This is a genomic window from Paraburkholderia sp. GAS42, from assembly GCF_050436565.1.
Lineage (GTDB): Bacteria > Pseudomonadota > Gammaproteobacteria > Burkholderiales > Burkholderiaceae > Paraburkholderia.
Genome location: NZ_JBNDML010000012.1, coordinates 162,531 through 185,343 on the forward strand (window position 1 = coordinate 162,531; position 22,813 = coordinate 185,343).

Consider the following 22,813-nt stretch of genomic DNA (forward strand, 5'->3'; position numbering starts at 1 on the left):
CGTCGCTCAGGGTGGCCAGAAAGGCCGTCATATATTCTCTAGTATGATTGTGAGATGGTTCGCAAATCACATTTCGATCCGCATCGCGTGCGCGAGGAAATCGCCATGGCGGCTGCGAGAATGATCGCCGAAGACGGGCTGGACTACTCGACGGCCAAACGCAAGGCTGCGCGGCAGGTCGTCGGGGAGACGCGTGTCGCCGGCGAATGGCTTCCGGATAACGACCAGATAGAAGAAGAAATCCGCGAGTACCAGTCGCTTTTCCAGGGTGACAGCCAGCCGGCCGTGTTGCGGCGTCTGCGCGAAGTCGCGCTCGACTGGATGCAGCGTCTCGCGCCGTTCAATCCGTATCTGACGGGCGCCGTACTCGGCGGCACGGCGGGCGAGCATTCGGACGTGCATCTGCAGGCGTTCTGCGACAACCCGAAGGAAGTCGCCATCTACCTGCTGAATGCCAACATCCAGTATGACGTGTCGGAGACGCGACACTTTGCCGGGCGCGGCTATGTCGAGACGCTGAGTTTCCTGTGGCGTCCGGCGAACGAGGGCCGCGACGCGGAGCCGGTCGGCATTCACGTCGCGCTCTATGATTCGGACGACCTGCGTGGCGCCGTGCGCGCCGACGCGCGCGGCCGGACCGCACGCGCGAACCGGCAGGTCGTGCAGGCGCTGGTCGCTGAGAGCAGCGCTGCTTCGACGGCCTCTTCTACGACCTCATCCACGACCTCATCCACCAACTGAGCAGACCAACGAAGATGAAGCGGATTCTGGCAGCACTGGCAGTAGCAATTCTGGCAGCGGGCGGCGGGGCCGCTGCCGGCTACTGGTTTCTCAACAGCGGTTCGACGCAGGCCGCGCAGACAGCACAGGCTGGCGGGGCGGCACCCAACCCGCAGAACGCCGTGAACCAGTTGTGGCTGCAGAATGTGACCAACGCCGACGGCAAGCCGCAATCGCTTGCGATGTTCAAAGGCCATCCGGTCGTTGTGAATTTCTGGGCGTCCTGGTGCGGACCCTGCGTCGAGGAAATGCCGGCGCTCTCACAACTCCATCGCGACTACGCGAAGAAGGGCATCCAGTTCATCGGGCTCGGCGTCGATTCCGAAAAGAACGTGAAGACTTTCCTGCAAAAGGTGAAGGTCGACTATCCGGTTTTCGTCACCGGCTTCGGCGGCGCGGACCTCGCACGCGCGTTTGGGAACAACGCGGGCGCCCTTCCCTATACGGTCGTTATTGACGCCAAAGGCAACGTTCTTTCGACAAAATTGGGCGAAATCCAGCCGGCCGAGCTGAAACGCACGCTCGACGCGCTTTAAGCCCATTATTCCGGAACGCACCGAATTCTTCGCCGAACGCCTCTTTTTACGCGTAAATTAGGCGAAATTGACAAAAAATCGGGACGCACGCCGCTTGCGCCCCGCATCCCGGACGGCGCGGAGACCCTGCGAAACTAGACAAGTTTCTCTAATCAGCGCTAAAGTTCGCGCAATTCCACGGAAATAGAAGCGACCATGACGCGACTGCTGGTTCTGCACGGCCCCAACCTCAACCTTCTCGGCACACGGGAACCCGAGGTCTATGGGCGCGTGACCTTGCCGCAGATCGATCAGGCGCTCGCTGACCGTGCCGCCGACGCCAGCGTCGAAATCGCGTCCTTCCAGAGCAATCATGAAGGGGCGATCGTCGACCGGATCCAGGCCGCGCGAACCGAAAAAACCGATTTCATCCTGATCAATCCCGCCGCGTACACGCATACCAGCGTGGCGATTCGGGACGCACTGGCGGGGGTCGACATTCCGTTCGTCGAGATTCATCTGTCGAACGTGCATCGTCGCGAACCGTTCCGGCATCACTCGTATTTCTCCGACCAGGCCGAAGGCGTCATCTGCGGCCTTGGCTGGAAGGGATATCTGTACGCACTCGAATTCGCACTCGACCGGCTGTCCGCAGGACAGGCGGGCGCCGCGCGCGGCTGACTCCAATACACTAATTCTGCGCCGGACGTCATCGAACGCCGGCACTTCACGCATTGAAAGGGGATGCCTAATGGATCTACGTAAGCTCAAGACTCTGATCGACCTCGTCTCCGAGTCCGGTATTTCTGAACTCGAAGTCACCGAGGGCGAAGGCAAGGTTCGCATCGTCAAGAATGCGCCGCCGGTTTACGTGCAGCCGTCCGCCTCGTACGCGCCGCAGTACGCCGGCCCGATGCCGATGCACGGCGCGCCACTCGAAGCACCCGCTGCAGGCGTACCGGCTGTGCCGGCGCCCGCCGCTCCGCAAGGCCACGTGGTGACGTCGCCGATGGTCGGCACGTTCTACCGCGCGCCGTCGCCGGGCGCCGATCCGTTCGTCCAGGTGGGCGACACGGTCAAGGAAGGCCAGACGATCTGCATCATCGAAGCGATGAAGCTGCTGAATGAAATCGAATCCGACCAGTCGGGCGTGATCAAGGAAATCCTCGTCGAGAACGGCCAGGCGGTCGAATACGGCCAGCCGCTCTTCGTGGTCGGCTAAACCGGCGCATTCCGTATCAGCCGCTGGCGTGCGCCCTGACCGGCGCGCGCAACCGATCCTCTGAGGCAGCCGCAGTGTCGTGGTCACCCCCGCCGCGGCGCCCATTGATGAGTCGAAAATCCGCTATGTTTGAAAAAATCCTCATTGCCAATCGCGGCGAAATCGCGCTCCGTATCCAGCGCGCGTGCCGCGAACTCGGCGTCAAGACGGTCGTCGTCTATTCGGAAGCCGACAAGGAAGCCAAGTACGTGAAGCTCGCCGACGAGGCGGTCTGTATCGGCCCGGCGCCTTCGAACCTGAGCTATCTGAACATGCCGGCGCTGATCAGCGCGGCCGAAGTCACCGACGCCGAAGCGATTCACCCCGGCTACGGCTTCCTGTCGGAAAACGCGGATTTCGCGGAACGCGTCGAGCAGTCGGGCTTCGTGTTCATCGGCCCGCGTCCGGAAACGATCCGGCTGATGGGCGACAAGGTGTCGGCCAAGCAGACGATGATCAAGACCGGCGTGCCGTGCGTCCCCGGTTCTGAAGGCGCGTTGCCGGAAGATCCGAAGGAGATCGTGAAAATTGCGCGCGCGGTCGGCTATCCGGTGATCATCAAGGCGGCGGGCGGCGGCGGCGGGCGCGGCATGCGCGTCGTCCACACCGAAGCAGCGCTCGTGAACGCGGTCAACATGACGCGCGAAGAAGCGGGCCGTGCGTTCGGCAATCCGCAGGTCTACATGGAGAAATTCCTGGAGAACCCGCGGCACATCGAAATCCAGATTCTGTCCGACTCGTTCAAGAACGCGATCTGGCTCGGCGAGCGCGACTGCTCGATGCAGCGTCGTCACCAGAAGGTGATCGAAGAAGCGCCGGCGCCGGGCATCGCGCGCCGCCTGATCGAGCGCATCGGCGACCGTTGCGCGGACGCCTGCAAGAAGATGGGCTACCTCGGTGCGGGCACGTTCGAATTCCTGTACGAAAACGGCGAGTTCTACTTCATCGAGATGAACACGCGCGTGCAGGTCGAGCATCCGGTGACCGAACTGATTACCGGCGTCGACATCGTGCAGGAACAGATCCGTATCGCCGCTGGCGAGAAGCTGGCGCTGCGTCAGCGCGACGTCCAGTTCCGCGGCCACGCGATCGAATGCCGTATCAACGCTGAAGATCCGTTCAAGTTCATTCCGTCGCCTGGACGTTTGACGTCGTGGCACATGCCGGGCGGCCCGGGCATCCGCGTCGACTCGCATGCGTACAACGGCTATTTCGTGCCGCCGAACTATGATTCGATGATCGGCAAGCTGATCGCTTACGGCGCGACGCGCGAGCAGGCGATCCGGCGGATGCGCATCGCGCTGTCGGAAATGGTGGTCGAAGGCATCCAGACCAACATCCCGCTGCATCGCGAGCTGATGCTCGACGCAAAGTTCGTCGAGGGCGGCACGAGCATTCATTACCTCGAAAACCGGCTGGCCGCGAAGCTGCAGGCCGCACCGGAAGAAGCGTAAGCAATGAGTTACCGGGAACTGATCGTCGAGCTGGAACGCGAGCACGCGGAGGATCTCTCCGATGCGCTGCTCGACCTGGGCGCGCTGTCCGTATCGGTTGAAGATGCGGACGCCGACACGCCCGACGAGCAGCCGCTTTTCGGCGAGCCCGGTCTCACGCCCGAACGCACCGCGTGGCAGCGCTCGCGCGTGATCGCGCTGCTTGCCGCGGAACATGATCCGGCGGTGCTGCTGGCCGCCGCGTCGAACCAGCTTGGTCTTGCTGCAACGCCGTCGTTCACCGTGCGCGAAGTCGAAGATCAGGACTGGGTGCGCCTCACGCAGTCGCAGTTCGATCCGATTTCGATCGGCGAGCGGATCTGGGTCGTGCCGTCATGGCACGACGCGCCGGACCCTGACGCGCTCGTGCTCGAACTCGATCCGGGCCTCGCATTCGGCACCGGCAGCCATCCGACGACGCGTCTTTGCATGGAATGGCTCGAGCAGAATGTTGAGAAAGATCAATCGGTGCTCGATTATGGCTGCGGCTCCGGCATTCTTGCCATTCTCGCGAAGAAGTGCGGCGCGAACCCGGTAGTCGGCATCGATATCGATCCGCAGGCGGTCGAATCGGCCCGTCAGAACAGTGAGCGCAATCGCGCGAAAGTGACGTACGGCCTGCCCGACGCGTGCCCGGCCGGCGAGTTCGATATCGTCGTCGCGAACATTCTGTCGAATCCGCTGAAGCTGATGGCGTCGATGCTTGCGTCGAAGGTGAAACCGGGCGGCCGCATCGCGCTGTCGGGCATTCTCGCGCGGCAGGCGGACGAGGTTGCGCGCGTCTATGAGCGCTGGATCGACATCTCCGTCTGGCGTGAACACGAGGGTTGGGTCTGCCTCACGGGAACGCGACGCGAAAGCCATTAGAATAGGCCTATCGTCCACTTCAACGCCCTCAGGGTTCCCGGCTCAATATGCTCCTGGCGACGCGCTGTCCCTTCTGCGAAACAGTTTTCCGACTCCAGCCGGCGCATCTTTCGCTGCGGCGCGGTCTCGTGCGTTGCGGACACTGTCACGAAGTCTTCGACGCATCCAGCAGTCTCTACGAAACCAGCGACGGTGATTTTTCCAACGCCAAACCGGTCAGTGCAGATGTCGCCTCGGCGTTGATTGCGGGCGCGGACCTGAAGCGGGAAACGGGTCCGGTTCCGGTTGCGGCTCCGGCTCCCGCAGCTACGCCGACGCCCGATGAGCAGCATGGGGCGGCGGCCGGCGAAGCGGCGCTTGCCGAGAAACGCGCGGAGCCGACGTTTGGCACGCCGGTCGAGGCGCCAGCAGAGAAGCCCGTTGAGGCGCCGGTTGAGACACCCGAGCACGCTTCGTTCACGCCGCCTCCCGCTTCTGACGAAACGCACGCCTTCCCGCCTGTTGAGACGCCAGCGGAGACGCCCGTACACCCGTCATCTCCCGCGTCCGTCGAACCACACGCAGCCGCCGAAACGCCCGCACCTGCTGAAACGCCCGCGCCTGTCGAACCGCACGCATCGTTCGAAACACCTGCGGCCGCCGAACCCCACACGCCGTTCGAAACATCCGCGCCGGTCGAACCGCACGCTGCCTCGCCCACATTCGAAGACGCACACCACCAGGCCGGCGTTGCGCCCAACTTCCGCACTGAGGCGTGGAACCCGTGGGCACCCGCGCCGGACGCGCTGATCGACGACCGTCTGCGTCACAGCACGAAGAATCTTCCGTATCGTCCGCTTTCCGAATCCGCGATGGCGAAGCTGAAATCCGCCATCGAACGCGAGGCGGCCGGGCGGGCCGCCCACGAAGGATCGGCCGCGACGCCCGCGCACGATTTCCCGACCATGCACGAGCCGGTGCATGAGTACGTCAACGGCCATCACGCAGCGGAAGAACGCGAGACGACGAACTGGCGTGCAACGGAACCCGCGATCGAGGAACAGGCCGAGCCGACTTTCGCGACCGTGCCCCCTGTCGGCGCATTCAATTCGGCGACGCATGACAGCGAGCCGCGCTTCAACCCCGCGGCACGCGAACCGTTCGCCACGTCGCTCGATGAACACGACGCCGAACCATTCGCCGTCGTTCGCGAGGCGCGCGAGACCGAGCCGCGCCCGCTCGGCTGGCTCATTTTCGGCACGCTCGTCGCGCTGATCCTGTTTGTTGCGCTGATTGCGCAGGTCGCGTGGTGGCAACGCGAGACGGTGATGGTCTACTGGCCGGGTACGCAGCCGCTGTTCGCGAAAGCTTGCGAGCAACTCGGCTGCACAGTCGCGCCGCCACGCGATATCGACGGCCTGCAGGTCGAGCCGTCTGATCTGCGTCAGGTGGACGGCCCGCATAAGCTCGAACTGAAGATGCCGTTGCGGAACCGTTTCAACGTCGCGCTGGCCTATCCGGCGATCGAGCTCACGCTGCTCGACGCACAGAACAACATCGCGATCCGTCGTGTGCTGTGGCCGCAGGACTACGTGCCGGCTGGCACGCAGATTGCCGCAGGGCTTCCGGCGCGTACGACACAGACGATGGTCGTGCGTCTCGATACCGGCGATGCCGTCGCATCGAATTTCCGCGTGCAGATTTTTTACCCCTGACGTTCCCGACGTCGCCGGCGCTCGCGGCAATCGCGACGCCGCTGACGTCCTCGACGCCGTGAAGGCAGCAGTTACGCATCCCTCGCGCGCCCAGCCGGACCGGGCGCGTTTACTGTCAACTCTGACGTATTTCCGGAGCACAACATGAGTCAAGTCACGCTGGGTGGCAACCCGATCGAAGTAGCCGGCACGTTCCCGTCCGTGGGCCAGAAGGCGCCTGCGTTCTCGCTCGTCGGCAAGGATCTGAAGCCGGTCGCGCTCACCGATTTCGCCGGCAAGCGCAAGGTGCTGAACATCGTCCCGAGCCTCGACACGCCGACCTGCGCCACGTCGACGCGCAAGTTCAACGAAGCCGCGGGCAAACTGTCGAACACGACCGTGATCGTCGTGTCGGGCGACCTGCCGTTCGCCGCATCGCGCTTCTGCACGACGGAAGGCATCGAGAACGTCGTCACGGCATCGACGTTCCGTGGCCATGACTTCGCGAAGGCGTACGGCGTCGATGTGACGAGCGGCCCGCTGACGGGCCTGACGGCACGCGCAGTCGTCGTGATCGATGAAAACGACAACGTCGTGCATGCGGAACTCGTCAGCGAGATCAAGAACGAGCCGAACTACGACGCCGCGCTCGGCGCGCTGAAATAAAACCTTGCCGCACGTGGGTTCGCGCCGCGCAACTGCGCGGCGCTTTCGCATCCGGGCTCGTATCCGGCTGCAACCACGGACTTTCGCGCGGCGCTCTTTACCCACGCTATTTACAGGAACGTTTGCCTTGGCCACGCTCATTTGCGGTTCGCTCGCCTACGACAACATCATGACCTTCGAAGGTCGCTTTCGGGAGCACATCCTGCCTGAGCAGGTCCACATCCTGAACGTGAGCTTCCTCGTCCCGACGATGCGCCGCGAGTTCGGCGGCTGCGCCGGCAACATCGCGTACTCGCTGAAACTGCTCGGCGGCGACGCGCGCATCATGGCGACGATGGGCGCCGTCGACGCGCAGCTGTACATGGATCGCTTCGCGAGCCTTGGTCTGTCGACGGAACATGTGCGCGTGCTGCCGGACACGTATTCCGCGCAGGCGATGATCACGACCGACCTGGAAAACAACCAGATCACCGCGTTCCACCCGGGCGCGATGATGCAATCGCACGTGAACCACGCGGGCGAAGCGAAGGGCATCACGCTCGGTATCGTTGCGCCGGACGGCTTCGACGGCATGATCCAGCATTCGGAAGAGCTCGCTGCGGCCGGCGTGCCGTTCATCTTCGATCCGGGCCAGGGACTGCCGCTTTTCGACGGCGCGTCGCTGCGCCGCATGATTGAACTTGCCACTTACGTAGCAGTCAATGATTACGAAGCCGCGCTCGTCAGCGACAAGACGGGCTGGTCGATCGGCGAGATCGCGAGCCGCGTCGATGCACTGATCGTCACGCGCGGCGAACAGGGTGCGCAGATTCATCACGCAGGCAAGATCGAAGACATCCCGGCTGTCACCGCGAAACAGGTGCTCGATCCGACCGGCTGCGGCGACGCGTTCCGCGGCGGCCTGCTCTACGGCATCGAGAACAACCTCGGCTGGGCTACGACCGGTCGCCTCGCGAGCCTGATGGGCGCGCTCAAGATCGAACAGCAAGGGCCGCAGAACTATGCGCCGTCGCGCTCAGAGATCAACGAACGATTCAAGCAGGCGTTTGGATACGACCTGCCGTAAATGAGTGGAGTGTGGGGAATGAAAACGAGTCGCCTGGTAGTAGCGGTGATGATCGCAGGTTCGCTGATCATGACAGGCTGCGCGTACAACAGCAGTTCGGCGGACGTCTACACGGCGTCGCAGGCGCAACGTGAAGAAACGGTGCGCATGGGCACCGTCGACAGCGTGCGCGCGGTGAAGATCAGCACGAACAACGGGCAGCCGAGCGGCCTCGGCGCGATTGGCGGTGGCGCGCTGGGTGCGGTGGCAGGCAGCACGATCGGCGGCGGCAAGGGCTCGATTCTGACGGGCATCGTCGGCGGTCTGGTCGGCGCGGTGGCCGGCAATGCGGTAGAAAACGGCACGGCGGTGCGTGACGGCGTCGAAATTACCGTGCGACTCGACAATGGCGACCTGCGTGCGATCACACAGAGCGCCACGGGCGAGATCTTCCGCGCGGGCGAACGCGTGCGTCTGCTCTCGAGCGGCGGCGTGACGCGAGTGACGCACTAACTGATCCCGATGATCCGTTTGCTCTGAGCAATGTCCCCTGAGTCGCGTCGGCACGTGTGTCGATGCGGCGACCTCACGCGCATGCCCTCCCCTGTGCATGCGCTTTTTTTCGTCCCTTGGGACGCACACGCATCGATCGCGCCGGTTGAGCGCGGCGAACCCGGCAATCCAGAACCCACAGACGAAAAAAATCCCGCCACCGGTAAACCGGTGACGGGACGGTGATTGGGTCCTGTTCTACCCAATCATCGGACACATCGTGATGTGCCTGATTACTGCTTCAGCGTCTTACGGACGGCTGCCGGTCGGAAACGGCCATGCAGCAGCCGGATTCAACGCGGTCTTCACCGTCGCAGCCGGCGCGCTCGATGCAGCAGGCGCAGCGGGAGCAGGCGCAGCCTTCTTCGCGACAGCCTTCTTCGCAGGGGCAGCCTTCTTGGCAGGGGCAGCCTTCTTGGCGGCAGCCTTCTTGGCAGGGGCAGCCTTCTTGGCAGCAGCCTTTTTAGCAGGCGCCTTTTTAGCAGCAGCCTTTTTCGCAGGCGCAGCCTTCTTCGCTGCAGCCTTCTTGGCCGGTGCTGCCTTCTTGGCAACCTTCTTCGCTGCAACCTTCTTCGCAGGCGCCTTCTTCGCAGCGGCCTTCTTCGCCGGTGCTGCCTTCTTCGCTGCAACCTTCTTCACAGCGACTTTCTTGGCAGCAACCTTCTTCGCTGCAACCTTCTTCGCCGGCGCTGCCTTCTTCGCTGCGACCTTCTTCACTGCCACTTTCTTCGCTGCAACCTTCTTCACTGCGACTTTCTTAACGGCTGCTTTCTTTGCCGGTGCAGCTTTCTTTGCAGCGACTTTCTTTGCCGGGGCCTTCTTGGCGGCGGCTTTTTTTGCAGTTGCCATCATTTTCTCCTTCAGGTTTTCAGATGAGAGTCAGTTCAAACAACACCCTTCGTCAAAACCCGCTTCCCGCGGACGCTTCTCAGGGCGCGCGCTACGAAGCGGGCTATTCATCGGCGTACGCAGGTGCAGCGCGCTTACGCTAATGAATGCGGTAAGGCGCGCGGTGCCATACAGCACCGCGCGCCAGATCTGGTCGGCGTCGGATTCCGACGCCGGCAATTGCTTGATCGAACCGCTGGCCTCGAGGCCAGCGGCTTTTTCCGGGGGGAAGTTTGCCCATCCCACTGAAGGGTTCGCAAAGTGCCTGTCATCGTTGTGGGCCATTGCCATCGAGGCACATGGCGCACCGGGCGTGCTTTGCATCAGGCGTTCCTGCTCCTAACCTTATGTGCCACCGACCACATCGAGCGGCCAGCGGCATCCCCATCAATTTCGTCTACGACGCGTTCCCGGCTTATTCCCAGGAGAGAGCGCCGCCTGTCTGATATTCAATGACCCGCGTTTCGAAGAAGTTGCGTTCCTTCTTCAAGTCGATCATCTCGCTCATCCACGGGAACGGGTTTTCCTCGTTCGGGAACAGCGGATCGAGACCGATCTGCTGGCAACGGCGGTTGCAGATGAAGCGCAGATAGCTCTTGAACATCGACGCATTGAGGCCGAGCACCCCGCGCGGCATCGTGTCTTCTGCGTAGCGATATTCGAGATCGACAGCCTGCTTGAAGATTTCGCGGATTTCCGCGCGGAACTCAGCCGTCCACAGATGCGGGTTTTCGAGTTTGATCTGGTTGATGAGGTCGATGCCGAAATTGCAGTGCATCGATTCATCGCGCAGGATGTATTGATACTGTTCCGCTGCGCCGGTCATCTTGTTCTGGCGGCCTAGTGCAAGAATCTGCGTGAAGCCGACATAGAAGAAGAGGCCTTCCATCACACAGGCGAACACGATCAGCGACCGGAGCAGCGTCTGGTCGGCTTCGAGCGTCCCGGTCTTGAAGGCCGGATCGGTCAGCGTGTGGATGAACGGAATAAGGAACTCGTCTTTCGCACGGATCGAGGAGACTTCGTGATACGCATTGAAGATCTCGCCTTCGTCCAGGCCGAGCGATTCGACGATGTACTGGTAAGCGTGCGTGTGGATCGCCTCTTCGAACGCCTGGCGCAGCAGGAACTGGCGGCATTCGGGCGCCGTGATGTGGCGGTAGGTGCCCAGCACGATGTTGTTCGCGGCCAGCGAATCCGCCGTCACGAAGAAACCGAGGTTGCGTTTGACGACGCGGCGCTCGTCTTCAGTCAGACCGTTCGGGTCTTTCCAGAGCGCGATGTCGCGGGACATGTTGATTTCCTGCGGCATCCAGTGGTTTGCGCAACCAGCCAGATACTTTTCCCACGCCCACTTGTATTTGAACGGCACCAGCTGGTTAACGTCAGTCTGGCCGTTGATGATGCGCTTGTCGGCGACATTCACGCGCGCTTCCGAAGCGGCGGCCGGCGCGGTTGCCGGCGAGGTTGCCTGAGCGGCAGCAGAAGCAGCATACGGAGCGACAGCGATGTCGTTCGCGAAGATGTCCTGAGCCGAGGGAGCCTGATGAGCGGCACGCGTTGCAGCCTGCGTTCCGACAGCCGGTTCCGAAGCGTTGCGCAACGCATTCTGTTGCGAAGCACTCGCGGGAGTTACGGCAGTAATCTCGTCATCCCAGTTGAGCATAAATGTCACCATCAATTTAGAACGGTTTGTACCATCTTTTCGTTAGCGATAAAAGAGTTCGCTCACGAAAAATCCTGTTTTCGATTCGCGTTGCGACCTGCATACAACACTTTGTTCAACAGAGTGTGTCTGTCGCTTCATGTGAAGCGATCGAAGCATGTGATGCTGAAGGTCTTTGCTTCATCGAAAGTGCCTCGTTTTGATGTCGCCTCAACGTCGCTTCGACGTCGTTCGAAGTGACTTCGAAGAGACCGCGAGTCGATCTCAAACTGAACATCGAGTTGATCATCGAGGCACTTCTAATCTGTGTCGCCTGGCTTGCCTTACTGCGTTGCCTTCTCTGTCCGGCTACGCATTGCGTACAAAGTTCAGGGTTTCCTCGCAGGCGTCGATCCGCGCCGACGATGTTGCGATGCACGTAGCGCCCCGCGCGAGACGCGAAGTGCTGTGTGTTACTGCGCGGCCACTTTTCTTGAGTGCATCTATGTGTGAGCGGCAACGGCACTCGCCGCCACCGCTCACTTTCTGCTTCATGACCGGCTCACGCCGGCCGTCACATCTGTATTACTGGCAAGCCTCGCACTCTTCGAAGCCCGGATCGCCCGGACGCATCACGCACACGGGGCCGTCCGCTTCCGGTGCTGCTTCGAGTTCGATTGCTGCGGGTGCTGCATGGGCAGCCGCCGCCTGCAGACCACCCGACGAAGCACCGCCGCTCGCGCCGAAGCCGCCAGCCGCGCCACCTGCAGCACCGCCCGAGCCTTCACCGCCGCCCGACGACACCGCGTTCAGCGCGCCGTGCGCCACCGTCGACTTCTCGACGTGCGTCGCCGCCATCGTGCGGAGGTAGTACGTGGTCTTCAGGCCGCGCAGCCATGCGAGCTTGTAAACCTCGTCGAGCTTCTTGCCCGACGCGCCACCCATATAGATGTTCAGCGACTGCGCCTGATCGATCCACTTCTGGCGACGCGAAGCTGCTTCGACGAGCCAGACCGGATCAAGTTCGAACGCCGTTGCGTAGATCGCGCGGAGGTCGGCCGGGATGCGGTCGATGCGCGACAGCGTGCCGTCGAAGTACTTCAGGTCGGCGACCATCACTTCGTCCCACAGGCCGCGCGCCTTCAGATCGCGAACCAGGTAGTCGTTGACCACCGTGAATTCGCCCGACAGGTTCGACTTCACATACAGGTTCTGGAACGTCGGCTCGATACAGGCGGAGACGCCGATGATGTTCGAGATCGTCGCCGTCGGCGCGATCGCGACGCAGTTCGAGTTGCGCATGCCGTACGTTGCAATGCGGGAACGCAGTTCGGTCCAGTCCATCGATTCGCTCGAATCGACTTCCACATATCCGCCACGCGCTTCGGCGAGCAGCTTCAGCGTGTCCTGCGGGAGGATGCCGCGATCCCACAGCGAGCCACGGTAGCTCGAATAACGGCCACGCTCTTCGGCCAGTTCCGTCGACGCGTAGTACGCGTAGTAGCAGACCGCTTCCATCGACGTATCGGCGAACCTGACCGCTTCTTCCGATGCGTACGGCGTGCGCAGCAGGTGCAGACAGTCCTGGAAGCCCATGATGCCCATGCCGACCGGACGGTGCTTCAGGTTCGAGTTACGTGCCTTGGCGACCGCGTAGTAGTTGATGTCGATCACGTTGTCGAGCATGCGCATCGCAACGCTGACGGTGCGCTTCAGCTTGTCGTGGTCGAGCACCAGCGTGCCGTCGGCCTGTTCCTTCAGGTGGGCGACGAGGTTCACCGAGCCGAGGTTGCAGACGGCGATTTCGGTGTCGCTGGTGTTCAGCGTGATTTCCGTGCACAGGTTCGACGAGTGCACGACGCCGACGTGCTGCTGCGGCGAACGGATGTTGCACGGATCCTTGAACGTGATCCACGGATGGCCGGTTTCGAACAGCATGCCGAGCATCTTGCGCCAGAGTTGCGCCGCCGGGACCTTCTTGAACAGCTTGATCTCGCCGCGCGCGACCTTGTCTTCGTAAGCTGTGTAAGCTGCTTCGAACTCAGCGCCGAACTTGTCATGCAGGTCCGGGCAGGTGGACGGCGAGAACAGCGTCCAGTCGCCGCCTTCGTGCACGCGCTTCATGAACAGGTCGGGAATCCAGTTCGCCGTGTTCATATCGTGCGTACGGCGACGGTCGTCACCGGTGTTCTTGCGCAGCTCCAGGAATTCTTCGATGTCGAGGTGCCACGACTCCAGGTACGCGCACACCGCGCCCTTGCGCTTGCCGCCCTGGTTCACGGCCACAGCCGTGTCGTTCACCACCTTCAGGAACGGCACGACGCCTTGCGACTTGCCATTGGTGCCCTTGATGTGCGAGCCGAGTGCACGCACGCGCGTCCAGTCGTTGCCGAGACCGCCGGCGAACTTCGACAGCAGCGCATTTTCCTTCAGCGCTTCGTAGATGCCGTCGAGGTCGTCGTCGACCGTCGTCAGGTAGCACGACGACAGTTGCGAGCGACGCGTGCCCGAGTTGAACAACGTCGGCGTGGACGACATGAAGTCGAAGCTCGACAGCACGTTGTAGAACTCGATCGCACGTGCTTCGCGGTCGACTTCGTTCAGGGCGAGACCCATCGCGACACGCATAAAGAATGCCTGGGGCATCTCGATACGCACGCCGTCGCTATGCAGGAAGTAGCGGTCGTACAGCGTTTGCAGGCCGAGGTAGCCGAACTGCAGGTCGCGGCTGTTGTCGAGCGCGGCGCCCAGACGCTTCAGGTCGTACTGCATCAGTTTGTCGTCGAGCAGTTCAGCCTGCACGCCGCGCTTGATGAACTGCGGGAAGTACTCGGCGTAACGGTCGGCCATTTCGCTCTGCGTGACTTCCTCTTCGAGGATCTCGCGGCGGATCGTGTGCAGCAGGATGCGGGCCGTGACCTGGCTGTATGCCGGATCCTTTTCGATCATCGTGCGTGCCGCCAGGATGGCCGAGTCGTAGACCTGGCTCATCGGTACGCCGTCGTACAGGTTCTTCACCGTTTCAGCGACGATCGGCTCGGCGCTCACGGCGTCGCCCAGGTTCGCGCAGGCGGATTCGATGATGCCGCGCAGCGCAGCCATATCCAGCGGGCGCGTCACGCCGCCGTCGACCACATTCAGACCCGAAGCGCCTGCAGCCGCTTCCGGCTCGTGGCTGCGTTCCTGCGTCCGCTTCTCGCGATACAGCACGTAAGCACGCGCGACGTTATGCTCGCCGCCGCGCATCAGCGCGAGTTCGACCTGATCCTGGATGTCTTCAATATGGAACGTGCCGCCGTTCGGACGGCTGCGCAGCAGCGCGCGCACGACGCTTTGCGTGAGCTGCTCCACCAGCTCGCGCACACGCGCCGACGCCGCGCCCTGACCACCGTTGACGGCGAGGAACGCCTTCGTGACCGCGATCGCGATCTTCGAAGGCTCGAACGACACCACGCTGCCGTTACGACGGATCACCTTGTAGTCGGCGAAGGTTGCCTGCGGCGCGAGCGCCTGGCCACCCTGTGCCTGTCCACCGAACGGTTGGCCAGTTGGTGAGCCCTCATACCGGGTCGTCACGTTGTCGGTCGTTTGCATGTGCAAAGCTCCTGGTCTGGAATGGTGCGGAGAAACCGCGGATTAGTACGATCGCTGCGCCGCGCATAAGACTGGCGCGAGCGTAAGGGTGTGGAGAGTGGGCCGGCGAGGTCTGTTGACCGGATGCGACGCGGCGGACTGGACAACGGTCTTCATCATGCGAGTCGCGATCACTGGCTGTGCCCTTTCCCCGAGGTTGCCGGTGCAGCCGCTCTCATCGGCCGACACCAGTCGAATGTTTTTTTCAACGCCTGGAATGCATGCGGCGCCATGCTTGTAAAGCGGGGCGCCGCCAGACCACCACAACATCTAGTTCTGAAACCGACTCCTTACACAAAGTATAGTGGAACTTCCCGGCATCTCAAATTATTTTATTTGGCTGCAGGCGCTTGACTTTTGATGCCTCCAAGCCGGACGGGACCGCGCGGACAGCAAGGCTCCGCAACGTTTTGCGATGCGCGCGGGAAGCATCGGACGATGGCTTTATGACGCGGAGGAAAGAGAGAGATAGGGGAAATACCGAGCGGGCAACGCGCAATCGTGTTGAAGGCGTTGCCACTCGAAGTGAGGACCAGGATCGGTCTTGCGACCCGGCGCGATGTCCGAGTGACCGGCCAGTGCTTCGACCGGATAGTGCGCGACGAGCGCCCTCACGAGCGCGCTCAACGTCCGGTATTGCACCGGTTCGAATGCAGTGGCGTCGCTGCCTTCGAGCTCAACGCCGATCGAGAAGTCGTTGCAGCGCTCGCGGCCGAAGAAGTTCGACGCGCCCGCGTGCCACGCGCGCGCTTCGCACGATACATATTGCTCGAGCGCGCCGTCGCGAGGGATCACGAAGTGCGCCGACACCTTCACACCACGCAGATGCGAGTCGTAATAAGGATGCGCGTCGCAGTCGAGGCGGTCCTGGAACAGTTCGGTGATCGCCGTGCCGCCGAACTCATTGGGCGGCAGGCTGATGTTGTGGACGACGACGAGCGTCGGCCGCGCGCCGTCGGGGCGCGCCTCGAAATTCGGCGAGGGCAGTTTGCGTGCAGCGGGGACCCAACCGTCGGCATCGACGGTGAAGTCGACGCTCATCGTGCGTCACGCCCGGTCGGGCGCGAGGCGTGGCGATGCGCGTGATCGGCGCTGCAGAACGGCTGACCCGCGACGACAACGGAGTCGCTCTTCGGCGCGTGGACGCCGCACTCGGCGCAACGGATCATCGGCTCGGCGAGTTCCGGCGCTTCGGACGCGCGCTGCGCGCCGCCCGCCGCCGTGCCCGACGACGCAGCACCGGTTCGCGCGGCGGACGCCTTCGCGTCGGCGCGGCGCACGGCCTTGACGAGCCAGTTACCGATGATGAACAACAGGATCAGCAGAAAAATTTGTCGCATGATGACGCTCAGACCACAGGACGGTGCAACAGCACCTCGAAAACAAAACGGCTGCCGACATACGCGAGCAGCAACGCCGCGAATGACGCCAGCACCCAGCGCAATGCGGCACGGCCGCGCCAGCCGGAAACCCTGCGCGCGGTGAGCAGCGCGCCGAACATCAGCCACGAAAGAATGGCGAACACTGTTTTGTGATCAAGCCTGAGCGGCCGGTCCACCAGTTGTTCGTTAAAGAGAATGCCGGAGATCAGCGTCAGCGTCAGCAGTACAAAGCCGGCACCGATCAGACGGAACAGGAGTTTTTCCAGCGTGAGCAGCGGCGGCAGCGTATCGAGCCAGCTCGACAGCCAGCTGTTGCCCGCAGCCGGGTTCTGCCGCTGCAGCGCGCCGCCGCCACGCATTGCGTGCAACCGGCGCTCGACGAGCAGCATCAGTACAGCGTGCAGCGCGGCGATCGCGAACAGCCCATACGCGACGTTCGCGATCAGGAAGTGCAGCTTGAAGAGCGGCGCGGCGGAATACGGCAGCACGCGCACGCCGTTGAACGCGAGCGGCAGGAGCGACGCGACGCATGCGAGCGGCAGCACCAGCAGACGCAGACCATCGAGCGGGAAAAAGAAACTTTCGATCCAGTAGATGCCGGCGCCGAGCCAGAACATCGCCGACAGCGCGAACGCGAAACCGAACACCATCGCGTTCTGCGGAAAGATGGTGGTATGCAGCAGCACGCCGTGCGCGAGCAGCGCGACGAACAGCAGCGCGCGGCCCGAAGGGCTCATGCCTGACGCCGCCGATACATTCGGCGGAACCGGGATCGACGGCACGCTCTCCAGCACCGGGCGCAGCGCGGTGTGCCGGTGCGAACGCCAGCCCGCGACGGCGAGACCGCCGTACAGGAGCGCAGTGAGGGCATACAGTACAATATCCATATTCGAAGTTTACACCAGGCCCTTGCCTCACGACGTCTCCGGTCTCCGGCGTCGCATTGCACCGGCCGCACTGCCCATCGTTCCCCATGCTCGACAATCTGACCCAACGGATGGCGCGCGTCGTCAAGACGCTGCGCGGCGAAGCCCGCCTTACCGAGGCGAACACCCAGGAAATGCTGCGCGAAGTCCGTCTCGCGCTGCTGGAGGCCGACGTGGCGCTGCCCGTCGTGCGCGACTTCATCTCGAAGGTGAAGGAAAAGGCGCTCGGCGAAGAAGTGATCAGCAGCCTCTCGCCGGGTCAGGCGCTCGTCGGCGTGGTGCAGCGCGAGCTGACCGCGATTATCGGCGGCGACTACGAAGGCAAGGCCGTCGAACTGAATCTGGCCGTCACGCCGCCCGCCGTCATCCTGATGGCCGGTCTGCAAGGCGCCGGTAAGACGACCACTGTCGGCAAACTCGCCAAGCTGCTTCGCGAGAAGTACAAGAAAAAGGTGCTCACCGTTTCCTGTGACGTCTACCGCCCCGCTGCTATCGCGCAGCTGAAGACGGTAACCGAACAGGTCGGCGCGGACTTCTTCCCCTCGGAACCCGACCAGAAACCGGTCGACATCGCGCGCGCCGCCGTCGACTGGGCGAAGCGTCACTATCACGATGTGCTGATCGTCGACACGGCTGGCCGTCTTGGTATCGACGAACTGATGATGCAGGAGATCGCCGCGCTGCACACGACGCTGAAGCCGGCGGAAACGTTGTTCGTCGTCGATGCGATGCTCGGTCAGGATGCCGTGAACACCGCGAAGGCGTTCAACGACGCGCTGCCGCTCACCGGCGTCGTGCTGACGAAGCTCGACGGCGACTCGCGCGGTGGCGCGGCGCTGTCGGTGCGTCACGTGACGGGCAAGCCGATCAAGTTCGTCGGCGTCGCGGAAAAGCTCGACGGTCTCGAAATCTTCTATCCGGACCGCATGGCGAACCGGATTCTCGGCATGGGCGACATTCTCGCGCTCGTCGAGGAAGCGCAACGCGGCGTCGACGTACAAGCCGCACAGAAGCTCGCCGACAAGGTCAAGAAAGGCGGCGACTTCGATCTCAACGATTTCCGCGCGCAGCTTTCGCAGATGAAAAACATGGGCGGCCTCTCCACGCTGATGGACAAGCTGCCCGCGCAGTTTCAGCAGGCCGCAGCCGGAGCCGACATGGGCCAGGCCGAAAAGCAGATGCGTCGCATGGAAGGCATCATCAACTCGATGACACCGAAAGAGCGCGCCCGGCCCGAACTGATCAAGGCGACGCGCAAGCGCCGCATCGCAGCCGGTGCCGGCGTTCAGGTGCAGGAAGTCAACCGCATGCTGAACCAGTACGACCAGATGCGCACGATGATGAAGAAGCTGAAGGGCGGCAACCTGCAGAAGATGATGCGCGGTATGAAAGGCATGATGCCGGGCATGCGCTGATAGCGCGGGTTGCGCCTCGGGTTGCCCTGATTGCAGCCGCTGTCGTTCTCTCTCACACTATGTATACAGTCACCGCTCGCCAGACGTCATGAACCGCGAAGAAGCGCTCCACATTTTCAGCCACTCCGAAGAAATCGTTTCGGCCAGCGACGTCAATGCGTCGATCAGCGGCATGGCTGACGCCATCCGTGCCGAGATGAGCGAAGAGTTCCCGCTCGTGCTGTCGGTAATGGGCGGCGCCGCGGTGTTCACCGGCATGCTGCTGCCGCACCTCGATTTCCCGCTCGAGTTCGACTACATCCACCTCACCCGCTATCGCAACACGACCAAAGGCGGGAGCGAGATGCAGTGGCGCGTCGCGCCGGCTGAGTCGGTAAAGGATCGCGTCGTGCTCGTGCTCGACGACATCCTCGATGAAGGCGAGACGATGGCCGCGATCCGCGACCGTATTCTCGCGATGGGCGCGAAGCGCTTCATGAGCGCGGTGCTGTGCGAGAAGATCATTCCGAAGGCAAAGCCGCTGCGTCCGGACTTCTGCGGCTTCGAAGTGCCTGACCGTTATGTGTTTGGTTGCGGGATGGATGCGAAGGGTTACTGGCGCAATCTGCCCACCATTCGGGCGTTGACTGAAGGCGCTTGAGCTTCGGATTTTCGCTTGCGTCTCGATGAAAAAAGCGACCCTCGGGTCGCTTTTTTATTGCCTGCTCGCGCCAACGCGTGCTTGTGTCACAGCTGATGCACGAACGCGCGAATGCCCGCGAGAATCATCTCCACCGAAATCGCCACCAGCACGAGCCCCATCAGCCGCTCGAAGGCCATCACGGTGCGCTCGCCGAGCCACGCCTGAATCCGCTCGGCCAGCACCAGCACGATCGCGCAGACGATCATCGTGACCGTCAGCGCGCCGATCCATTCGACCGTCTTGCCCGGCGCTTGAGACGCCAGCAGCATCACCGTCGCGAGCGCCGACGGACCCGCCAGCGCCGGAATCGCGAGCGGCACAATCAGCGGTTCGCCGCCGCGTACATCGCCGCCGAACGGGCCGTCCGGATGCGGAAAGATCATCCGCAGCGCGATCAGGAACAGTACGATCCCGCCGCCGATCCGCAATGACAGGTCGGTGAGACTCATCATCCGCAGAAAACGGTCGCCGACGACCATGAACACCAGCAGGATCACAAATGCGATCGCCACTTCGCGCAGGATCACCGCGATCCGCCGATGCGGCGCGACGCCCCGCAGGCAACCGATGAAAAGAGGAATGTTGCCGAGCGGGTCCGTGATCAGAATCAGCAGAACCGTCGCGGACAGGAAGTTGTACTCCACCGTCCGCTCCGGTTAGCCGGCGAGCGCAGTGCGAATCTTCTCCATCACCGTGAGCGCGGCGCTTTCAGCCGGCAACAGCGTCGCTTCCGTGTCGCGTCGGCCCTGATATTCGACCTTGCCCTCCTTCAGGCCGCGATCGCCGATCACGAGTCGATGCGGCACGCCAATCAGTTCCCAGTCAGCGAACATCACGCCCGGACGTTCACCGCGATCGTCAAGAATCACATCGACGCCCGCCGCGACCAGTTCCGCATACAGACGGTCGGCGTGTTCGCGCACGGCTTCGCTGCGGTCGTAACCCATCGGGCACAACACGACTTCGAACGGCGCGATCGATTCCGGCCAGATGATGCCCTTGTCGTCGAAATTCTGTTCGATCGCCGCGCCCAGGATACGCGTGACGCCGATGCCGTAGCAGCCCATTTCCATCTGCTGCGGCTTGCCGTTTTCATCGAGGAACGTGGCGTTCATCGCTTCCGAATACTTCTTGCCGAGCTGGAACACGTGGCCGACTTCGATGCCGCGGCAGATGTCGATGACGCCCTTGCCATCCGGCGACGGATCGCCCTTCTGCACGTTGCGGATGTCGGCGACGACCGGCTCCGGCAGATCGCGGCCCCAGTTCACGCCCGTCGTGTGGAAGTCAACTTCATTCGAGCCGACGACGAAGTCGCTCATGTTCGCGACCGTGCTGTCCGCGATGATCTTGACCGGCTTCTTTGTTCCGATCGGCCCGAGGTAGCCCGGCGGCGTACCGAACCAGTCGACGATTTCGGCTTCCGTCGCGAAACGGAAATCACCGAGACCCGGGATCTTGTTGACCTTGATCTCGTTCATCTCGTGATCGCCGCGCAGCATCAGCAGCCACAGCGTCGGTTCAGCGCCTTCGTTTTCGGTGGCGAGAATGATCGACTTGATCGTACGTTGCAGCGGAATGCCGAGGAACTCAGCGACCGACTCGCACTTCGCCTTGCCGGGCGTCAAGGTCTTCTTCATTTCCTCGGCCGGTGCCGCGCGTTGAGCGATCAGCGGCAGCGCGTCTGCTGCTTCGACGTTCGCGGCAAAGTCCGACGTCGGACAGTAGGCGATGTCGTCTTCGCCGGTGTCTGCGATCACATGGAATTCGTGCGAGCCGCTGCCGCCAATCGAGCCGTTATCCGCCGCGACCGCACGGAAATCGAGACCAAGGCGCGTGAAAATGCGCATGTACGCGTCGTACATCTTGCGATAGGACTCGCGCAGGCCTTCTGCGTCCTTATCGAACGAGTACGCGTCCTTCATGATGAATTCGCGGCCGCGCATCACGCCGAAACGCGGACGGATCTCGTCGCGGAACTTCGTCTGCACCTGGTAGAAATTCACCGGCAGTTGACGGTAGCTCTTGATCTGGTTGCGCGCGATGTCGGTGACGACTTCTTCATGCGTCGGTCCCATCACGAAATCGCTCTGCCTGCGATCCTTGAAGCGCAGGAGTTCCGGACCGTATTTTTCCCAGCGGCCCGATTCCTGCCAGAGTTCGGCCGGCTGCACAGCCGGCATCAGCAGTTCGATGGCGCCTGCCCGGTTCATTTCCTCGCGCACGATCGCTTCTACCTTGCGAATCGAACGCAGGCCGATCGGCAGATAGTTGTAAATGCCGCCAGCGACGCGACGGATCATGCCGGCGCGCACCATCAGCTTGTGGCTGACGATTTCGGCGTCAGCGGGAGCTTCTTTCAGGGTGCCGATAAAGAAACGGGAGGCTTTCATTCAGAATTTTCCAAAAGCGGCGGCACAATCTGAGCCGTCCAAAAGATAAAACGGGGGATTCGCGGACCTTTCATGACCTCAAGCCGACGCGGCGGCGGCTTGCGCGGATGGCCGGGCCTCCGCTGTGTCTGATCCGGGAGACTACCTCGACGACGCCCTTTTGCGGCGAATCGTTCCATTCTGGTGCGATCCGGTGCGTCAGGTCCGTTATCTGTTTATAATCAAGGCAATTTTAAAGGATTCGAAGGTGGTTGTATGCTGGATCGTGAAGGCTTTCGCCCGAACGTCGGCATCATCCTCTTGAACGCGCACAACGAGGTGTTTTGGGGCAAGCGGCTCCGTGAACATTCCTGGCAGTTTCCGCAAGGGGGCATCAAGTATGGTGAAACCCCCGTGCAAGCGATGTATCGGGAGTTACACGAAGAAACCGGCCTGCTTCCGGAACACGTCAAGATTATCGGTCGCACGCGCGACTGGTTGCGTTACGAGGTGCCGGACAAGTTCATCAAGCGTGAAGTCCGCGGTCATTACCGCGGCCAGAAGCAGATCTGGTTCCTGCTTCGGATGGTGGGGCGCGATTGCGATATTTGCCTGCGCGCCTGCGATCATCCGGAGTTCGATGCCTGGCGCTGGAACGAGTACTGGGTGCCCCTCGACTGTGTGATCGAGTTCAAGCGGGATGTGTATCAGTTGGCGTTGACGGAGCTGTCGCGTTTTCTGCGTCGTACGGCGCCGCGTGGGGAAAAACTGGCCGGGCATCATGGGCCGCGCTATCCCCGGGTGGTGAGCACGATGGCGGCGGAAAGCGCGTCGTTAGAATCGTCAGGGTCGCTGATGACGGTCGAGACGTCGATTCGCACGACGATCGAAACGGATTGCGGGGACATCGAAACCTCCGTTGCCCGTTCGTCGACGCTCGTGCGCGATTGAACCCTGTGCGGCTGTTCACGCCGCATCTGCCGGTGCGGCATGTTAGCTGCTGCGCCGGCGTTTCCAG

22 protein-coding genes are annotated in these 22,813 nt (G+C 62.4%); 13 read left to right on the forward strand and 9 right to left on the reverse strand.

Annotated elements, in window-relative coordinates; genetic code table 11:
- Positions 1–54: 54 nt before the first annotated feature.
- The 10 genes from P3T16_RS19180 (at position 55) to P3T16_RS19225 (ending at position 8,813) form a co-directional block, all read left to right on the forward strand.
- Entirely contained in the window at positions 55–741 is a 687-nt protein-coding gene (locus P3T16_RS19180; protein ID WP_429255502.1) for a UDP-N-acetylmuramate--alanine ligase, read from the forward strand.
- A 14-nt stretch (positions 742–755) separates the two neighbouring features.
- Positions 756–1,316 (forward strand): TlpA family protein disulfide reductase, encoded by a 561-nt coding sequence (locus P3T16_RS19185; RefSeq protein WP_429343451.1) that lies wholly within the window; start codon positions 756–758, stop codon positions 1,314–1,316.
- Between the two features lie 195 nt (positions 1,317–1,511).
- Positions 1,512–1,976 (forward strand): type II 3-dehydroquinate dehydratase, encoded by a 465-nt coding sequence (aroQ, locus tag P3T16_RS19190; RefSeq protein ID WP_429255504.1) that lies wholly within the window; start codon positions 1,512–1,514, stop codon positions 1,974–1,976.
- Between the two features lie 70 nt (positions 1,977–2,046).
- A complete protein-coding gene (gene accB, locus P3T16_RS19195; RefSeq protein ID WP_429343452.1) occupies positions 2,047–2,517 on the forward strand; it encodes an acetyl-CoA carboxylase biotin carboxyl carrier protein in 471 nt (156 codons plus the stop codon).
- Between the two features lie 125 nt (positions 2,518–2,642).
- Positions 2,643–4,010 carry an acetyl-CoA carboxylase biotin carboxylase subunit gene (gene accC, locus P3T16_RS19200; RefSeq protein ID WP_429255506.1) on the forward strand — a complete coding sequence of 456 codons (1,368 nt, stop codon included), beginning with the start codon at positions 2,643–2,645 and terminating at the stop codon, positions 4,008–4,010.
- Positions 4,011–4,013: 3 nt separating this feature from the next.
- Complete coding sequence (prmA, locus tag P3T16_RS19205; protein WP_429343453.1) at positions 4,014–4,916, forward strand: 50S ribosomal protein L11 methyltransferase; 903 nt, start codon at positions 4,014–4,016, stop codon at positions 4,914–4,916.
- A gap of 47 nt (positions 4,917–4,963) precedes the next feature.
- The gene (locus tag P3T16_RS19210) at positions 4,964–6,610 is read left to right on the forward strand and encodes a DUF3426 domain-containing protein (RefSeq protein ID WP_429343454.1); all 1,647 of its coding nucleotides are present in this window, start codon (positions 4,964–4,966) and stop codon (positions 6,608–6,610) included.
- 144 nt (positions 6,611–6,754) lie between these two features.
- Entirely contained in the window at positions 6,755–7,255 is a 501-nt protein-coding gene (gene tpx, locus P3T16_RS19215; RefSeq protein WP_429255508.1) for a thiol peroxidase, read from the forward strand.
- 127 nt (positions 7,256–7,382) lie between these two features.
- Complete coding sequence (locus tag P3T16_RS19220; RefSeq protein WP_429255509.1) at positions 7,383–8,321, forward strand: carbohydrate kinase family protein; 939 nt, start codon at positions 7,383–7,385, stop codon at positions 8,319–8,321.
- A gap of 18 nt (positions 8,322–8,339) precedes the next feature.
- On the forward strand, positions 8,340–8,813 hold the full coding sequence (locus P3T16_RS19225; RefSeq protein ID WP_429255510.1) for a glycine zipper 2TM domain-containing protein: 474 nt from the start codon (positions 8,340–8,342) through the stop codon (positions 8,811–8,813).
- Between the two features lie 288 nt (positions 8,814–9,101).
- Here the strand turns inward: P3T16_RS19225 and P3T16_RS19230 are convergent, their stop codons facing one another.
- The 7 genes from P3T16_RS19230 to P3T16_RS19260 all read right to left on the reverse strand — a co-directional run bounded on the left by P3T16_RS19230 (position 9,102) and on the right by P3T16_RS19260 (position 17,287).
- A complete protein-coding gene (locus P3T16_RS19230) occupies positions 9,102–9,701 on the reverse strand; it encodes a histone H1-like DNA-binding protein (protein ID WP_429343455.1) in 600 nt (199 codons plus the stop codon).
- Positions 9,702–9,731: 30 nt separating this feature from the next.
- Positions 9,732–10,064: a hypothetical protein gene (locus P3T16_RS19235; RefSeq protein ID WP_429343456.1), complete on the reverse strand. Its 333-nt coding sequence runs from the start codon at positions 10,062–10,064 to the stop codon at positions 9,732–9,734.
- Positions 10,065–10,155: 91 nt separating this feature from the next.
- The gene (locus tag P3T16_RS19240; RefSeq protein WP_429343457.1) at positions 10,156–11,406 is read right to left on the reverse strand and encodes a ribonucleotide-diphosphate reductase subunit beta; all 1,251 of its coding nucleotides are present in this window, start codon (positions 11,404–11,406) and stop codon (positions 10,156–10,158) included.
- Between the two features lie 564 nt (positions 11,407–11,970).
- Positions 11,971–14,979: a ribonucleoside-diphosphate reductase subunit alpha gene (locus P3T16_RS19245; protein WP_429343458.1), complete on the reverse strand. Its 3,009-nt coding sequence runs from the start codon at positions 14,977–14,979 to the stop codon at positions 11,971–11,973.
- Between the two features lie 483 nt (positions 14,980–15,462).
- Entirely contained in the window at positions 15,463–16,059 is a 597-nt protein-coding gene (gene ampD / locus P3T16_RS19250; protein ID WP_429343459.1) for a 1,6-anhydro-N-acetylmuramyl-L-alanine amidase AmpD, read from the reverse strand.
- On the reverse strand, positions 16,056–16,358 hold the full coding sequence (locus P3T16_RS19255; RefSeq protein WP_429343460.1) for a PP0621 family protein: 303 nt from the start codon (positions 16,356–16,358) through the stop codon (positions 16,056–16,058). Before P3T16_RS19255 ends, ampD begins: the two co-directional genes overlap by 4 nt.
- Before the next feature lie 8 nt (positions 16,359–16,366).
- Positions 16,367–17,287, reverse strand: a complete 921-nt coding sequence (locus P3T16_RS19260) for a cytochrome C assembly family protein (protein WP_429343461.1) — start codon at positions 17,285–17,287, stop codon at positions 16,367–16,369.
- An 86-nt stretch (positions 17,288–17,373) separates the two neighbouring features.
- On the opposite strand from P3T16_RS19260, the gene ffh reads away from it, so the two are divergent.
- Positions 17,374–18,741 (forward strand): signal recognition particle protein, encoded by a 1,368-nt coding sequence (gene ffh, locus P3T16_RS19265; RefSeq protein ID WP_429343462.1) that lies wholly within the window; start codon positions 17,374–17,376, stop codon positions 18,739–18,741.
- Between the two features lie 88 nt (positions 18,742–18,829).
- Positions 18,830–19,381: a hypoxanthine-guanine phosphoribosyltransferase gene (locus tag P3T16_RS19270; protein WP_429255519.1), complete on the forward strand. Its 552-nt coding sequence runs from the start codon at positions 18,830–18,832 to the stop codon at positions 19,379–19,381.
- Between the two features lie 86 nt (positions 19,382–19,467).
- On the opposite strand, the gene P3T16_RS19275 is transcribed toward P3T16_RS19270, so the two are convergent.
- Positions 19,468–20,067 carry a MarC family protein gene (locus tag P3T16_RS19275; RefSeq protein ID WP_429255520.1) on the reverse strand — a complete coding sequence of 200 codons (600 nt, stop codon included), beginning with the start codon at positions 20,065–20,067 and terminating at the stop codon, positions 19,468–19,470.
- A gap of 12 nt (positions 20,068–20,079) precedes the next feature.
- Entirely contained in the window at positions 20,080–21,816 is a 1,737-nt protein-coding gene (locus P3T16_RS19280; protein ID WP_429255521.1) for a proline--tRNA ligase, read from the reverse strand.
- A 255-nt stretch (positions 21,817–22,071) separates the two neighbouring features.
- Here P3T16_RS19280 and P3T16_RS19285 point away from each other — a divergent pair, with 255 nt between their 5' ends.
- Positions 22,072–22,746 (forward strand): RNA pyrophosphohydrolase, encoded by a 675-nt coding sequence (locus P3T16_RS19285; protein ID WP_429343488.1) that lies wholly within the window; start codon positions 22,072–22,074, stop codon positions 22,744–22,746.
- The last annotated feature ends 67 nt before the right edge of the window (positions 22,747–22,813 follow it).

What these genes read in the sequence shown, in the direction of transcription:
- P3T16_RS19245 (WP_429343458.1), bottom strand. Translation starts at nt 14,979, where the DNA reads ATGCAAACGACCGACAACGTGACGACCCGGTATGAGGGCTCACCAACT.
- ampD (WP_429343459.1), bottom strand. Translation starts at nt 16,059, where the DNA reads ATGAGCGTCGACTTCACCGTCGATGCCGACGGTTGGGTCCCCGCTGCA.
- P3T16_RS19185 (WP_429343451.1), top strand. Translation starts at nt 756, where the DNA reads ATGAAGCGGATTCTGGCAGCACTGGCAGTAGCAATTCTGGCAGCGGGC.
- P3T16_RS19255 (WP_429343460.1), bottom strand. Translation starts at nt 16,358, where the DNA reads ATGCGACAAATTTTTCTGCTGATCCTGTTGTTCATCATCGGTAACTGG.
- P3T16_RS19225 (WP_429255510.1), top strand. Translation starts at nt 8,340, where the DNA reads ATGAAAACGAGTCGCCTGGTAGTAGCGGTGATGATCGCAGGTTCGCTG.
- P3T16_RS19210 (WP_429343454.1), top strand. Translation starts at nt 4,964, where the DNA reads ATGCTCCTGGCGACGCGCTGTCCCTTCTGCGAAACAGTTTTCCGACTC.
- P3T16_RS19285 (WP_429343488.1), top strand. Translation starts at nt 22,072, where the DNA reads ATGCTGGATCGTGAAGGCTTTCGCCCGAACGTCGGCATCATCCTCTTG.
- P3T16_RS19270 (WP_429255519.1), top strand. Translation starts at nt 18,830, where the DNA reads ATGAACCGCGAAGAAGCGCTCCACATTTTCAGCCACTCCGAAGAAATC.
- P3T16_RS19280 (WP_429255521.1), bottom strand. Translation starts at nt 21,816, where the DNA reads ATGAAAGCCTCCCGTTTCTTTATCGGCACCCTGAAAGAAGCTCCCGCT.
- P3T16_RS19260 (WP_429343461.1), bottom strand. Translation starts at nt 17,287, where the DNA reads ATGGATATTGTACTGTATGCCCTCACTGCGCTCCTGTACGGCGGTCTC.
- tpx (WP_429255508.1), top strand. Translation starts at nt 6,755, where the DNA reads ATGAGTCAAGTCACGCTGGGTGGCAACCCGATCGAAGTAGCCGGCACG.
- P3T16_RS19180 (WP_429255502.1), top strand. Translation starts at nt 55, where the DNA reads ATGGTTCGCAAATCACATTTCGATCCGCATCGCGTGCGCGAGGAAATC.
- P3T16_RS19240 (WP_429343457.1), bottom strand. Translation starts at nt 11,406, where the DNA reads ATGCTCAACTGGGATGACGAGATTACTGCCGTAACTCCCGCGAGTGCT.
- P3T16_RS19230 (WP_429343455.1), bottom strand. Translation starts at nt 9,701, where the DNA reads ATGGCAACTGCAAAAAAAGCCGCCGCCAAGAAGGCCCCGGCAAAGAAA.
- accC (WP_429255506.1), top strand. Translation starts at nt 2,643, where the DNA reads ATGTTTGAAAAAATCCTCATTGCCAATCGCGGCGAAATCGCGCTCCGT.
- aroQ (WP_429255504.1), top strand. Translation starts at nt 1,512, where the DNA reads ATGACGCGACTGCTGGTTCTGCACGGCCCCAACCTCAACCTTCTCGGC.
- ffh (WP_429343462.1), top strand. Translation starts at nt 17,374, where the DNA reads ATGCTCGACAATCTGACCCAACGGATGGCGCGCGTCGTCAAGACGCTG.
- prmA (WP_429343453.1), top strand. Translation starts at nt 4,014, where the DNA reads ATGAGTTACCGGGAACTGATCGTCGAGCTGGAACGCGAGCACGCGGAG.
- P3T16_RS19235 (WP_429343456.1), bottom strand. Translation starts at nt 10,064, where the DNA reads ATGCAAAGCACGCCCGGTGCGCCATGTGCCTCGATGGCAATGGCCCAC.
- accB (WP_429343452.1), top strand. Translation starts at nt 2,047, where the DNA reads ATGGATCTACGTAAGCTCAAGACTCTGATCGACCTCGTCTCCGAGTCC.